The organism is Lacticaseibacillus kribbianus, assembly GCF_020180945.1.
Lineage (GTDB): Bacteria > Bacillota > Bacilli > Lactobacillales > Lactobacillaceae > Lacticaseibacillus > Lacticaseibacillus kribbianus.
Window position 1 is genome coordinate 1 of sequence record NZ_JAIPUL010000008.1, and the last position, 2,994, is coordinate 2,994.

Here is a 2,994-nt window from a genome sequence, read left to right on the forward strand (position 1 = left end):
ATCGTCCCAGACGTATTCTGAACTATCTTCGCCCATGCGATTACTACCGATGCATGGCGTAACAGCCTAGACCACTATCAAGAATTCGTTATCATCGTTGCACTTGACTTGAAAATTGAGGACCTATTCTTATAAGCAACCAAGCAAGTAAGAAAGGAATCGTCATGACCCAAACTCAGCCTACCATGCCTCGCCACTACCGACAACTATCGCTTATTGAACGTGGCCAGATTGAGGCCCTCTATGTCACCGGGAACACCATTACTGCCATCGCTGAAGTACTTCATCGCAGTAAGTCTACGGTGAGCCGTGAAATCAGACGCGGAACCACTGATCAGATTCGTGGTCGTGGTGAACACTTCCAACGCTACTTTGCCGAAACTGGGGCTGCTGTGTATGCCAATCACCGTGCTCACTGCCGCCCGCAAACGCGCTTTGAACAGTGTCCTGACTTCTATGAACAGCTAGTCGTCGTACTTCGCCAGCGGCCTCGGATACATAGCGTTGATAGCTTCGTTCACGCGTATCGGCTCGATCATCCAGACGAGTTATGTCCTTCCACGCCGACGGTTTACCGCGATATCGATAAGGGTCTCCTAGCAGTACGCAACGGCGATCTGCCAATGAAGCCGCGGCGTCGAATCAAGAGCGATGCTCACAAGCACTCACGAACGAATAAGCGGGTCTATGGTCAGTCCATTGAAGAACGACCAGAGGAGGTCCAGGACCGTCAGATTATTGGCCATTGGGAGGGTGATCTGGTCAAAGGCACTCGCGTTGAGGACGAACCAGCACTGATGACAATGACGGAACGTGTCACCCACTTTGAGATCATCCTTAAGCTGCCAAACTACCACGCCGAGACCTGCTTACAGGGCCTTCAATCGATTCTTGATGACTATGGCGCTGAGCACTTCAAGACGGTCACCTTTGACAACGGCAGTGAGTTCTCAAAGCTCTCTGAAGTCACGGGTACCTCCGTTTTCTATGCTCACCCATACTCGCCCTGGGAGCGTGGGACCAACGAACGTGCTAATAGCTTGATTAGGGAGTTCATACCCAAAGGACGATCTTTGCATGACTACGACATCACAGATATCCAAAGCTTCCAAGACGCACTCAACCAGCGTCCAAGACGGTCCTTGGATTACCACTGTGCAGCAGAACTGATGCCAGATCTATAGCATCACCTAGACCAATTATTTGAATTGATCATCTAGTGTTGCACTTGAGTTGACAATCGGGGCAATTTTAAATCGCCATTTTCCTACATTTTATGACTGACATCGACATCTGATCCATTGCACGCCCGATGAGCTGAATAACGTGGAATCTGTCAATTACGATCTCAGCGTTTGGAAAGAGCTCGTGAGAAAAGTTCTGGTAGGCGGCGTTCATATCCATACAGATGTGTTTGACGCCGGCTCTTTGCTCGCTCGAATAGTGGCTCTTGAAGAAGTCCTTAATGGTCGCTGAGAGACGATCACCAAGCACTGTGACCCTTTTGTGAGTATCTGCGTCAATACAGATAAATGACATTGTGGAGTGAGTCGAACGGAACTCATCAAAACACAAATTTACTGGGAGGTAGTTGAGCGGATGCGGCTTGATATCATCGTCGATGATGCGCTCAATAGAAGTCGTCGAGATACCAGTAATAGAAGCTATCTGTTTCCCTGGTATAGCAAGTTTAGAGAGCTTGAGCGCATACTCCGAAATTCCGGTAGAGATCGCATGATTAGGCTTTACGACGGGCGTCGTGGCAGTGAGAGTTGACCGACAGTTACGACAACGCCAGCGCTGCTTATCCAACTCTAGGATTACCGGGCAATCAGTTGGGCCGTTGACGTGAATACGCGTACGGATGTGCCCATTGCGTCGCAATGCCGGCATGCCACAACTTGGACAGCGTTCTAGGAAATACGTCAGTTCTGCATGAACCACCTGATACTTCTTACGACCCTGGCCGTGACCGCGGATCTCATCACGTACATCACTGACCGTGATATTCGAATCTGTAATTCCAAGCAGCTTAAGAGTACTATTTAAGTCGGACATCTAGTCATACCTCGCTTTGTTTGGGTTTCGTCGCTTAAAGCATAGCACCGAGGAGACTAGGTGTTCTTTTGTTATACAAAGATGGATCTAGAATCTCTGGCGTTATTAGTATCAACACCAAAAATTCTAGATCCGATTTTTTTATCTCGGCGCTCTTTCTATTGAAGTGATTTGAATATTTATTGTGGCAATACTTCGCCGTCTTTATTAAGCTGCTTCTCAATACTGGTCAGCGACTTCCCCTCAGGAAAGTCCGCGTGGATTGAAAACCCGGTATCAACTGAGTCAATATCTAGCTCTTTATTCTTTAAGGTTAAATCATCGTATCCGATTAACTTGTACGTTTTTTTACCACCATTTATTGCTGTGGATTCATACAAGCCAGCGGCCGTAATGTTCATCGAGTCGGAAAAGTCGTTGTCGTTATGACTGGGGTTGTGCACGGGTACCATTTGTCCAACGGAAGTTTGACGACTCGATCGTGATTGGTATTCGTTGAACGAGCTTATTGGGGTGTAGGAGAATATATAAGCCTTGATAAGCTTTTTTGAAGAGTATTTTGACAAGCCGCTATTAAGGTGGGCGTGCGGACGTTTTTCTGGACTTTCAACCTCAGGCAACCATGTTCTGACGGTATTCTTGTGGGCTCTTTCCTCCTAAAACTTTTTTCTTCATTTAGTGTTATACCACTCAATATACTGGTTGAGTTCCTTGGTGAAATCGTCAATAGATTTTCCTAGCCAACTTCTGTTATAAAAGAATTCAGTTTTTAGGTGACCAAAGAAGCTCTCTGCTTGAGCATTATCTGGGGTTCTGGCTTTCTTCGACATAGAACGTGTGAAGCCAAATTCATCCATCAACTCAATCCACCCCGGCCACCTGTAATGAGCCCCTCGATCTGAATGTACAACAGGCTTCTCGTCAGGCGCAAGGGTC

The 2,994-nt window shown here is 47.2% G+C and carries 2 protein-coding genes and 2 pseudogenes; 1 reads left to right on the forward strand and 3 read right to left on the reverse strand.

The genetic code is table 11. The features are described from left to right. Positions 1 to 164: 164 nt before the first annotated feature. Positions 165 to 1,184: an IS30 family transposase gene (locus LE416_RS13005; protein ID WP_179394117.1), complete on the forward strand. Its 1,020-nt coding sequence runs from the start codon at positions 165 to 167 to the stop codon at positions 1,182 to 1,184. Positions 1,185 to 1,272: 88 nt separating this feature from the next. Here the strand turns inward: LE416_RS13005 and LE416_RS13010 are convergent. From LE416_RS13010 to LE416_RS13020, 3 genes and pseudogenes are all read right to left on the reverse strand, one after another. Next, a pseudogene (locus tag LE416_RS13010) lies at positions 1,273 to 2,058 on the reverse strand (ISL3 family transposase); the annotation flags it as partial. A 179-nt stretch (positions 2,059 to 2,237) separates the two neighbouring features. Beyond that, positions 2,238 to 2,678, reverse strand: a complete 441-nt coding sequence (locus LE416_RS13015) for a hypothetical protein (RefSeq protein WP_225049395.1) — start codon at positions 2,676 to 2,678, stop codon at positions 2,238 to 2,240. After that, positions 2,671 to 2,994, reverse strand: a pseudogene (locus LE416_RS13020) (transposase); the annotation flags it as partial. The pseudogene LE416_RS13020 and the gene LE416_RS13015, both read right to left, overlap by 8 nt.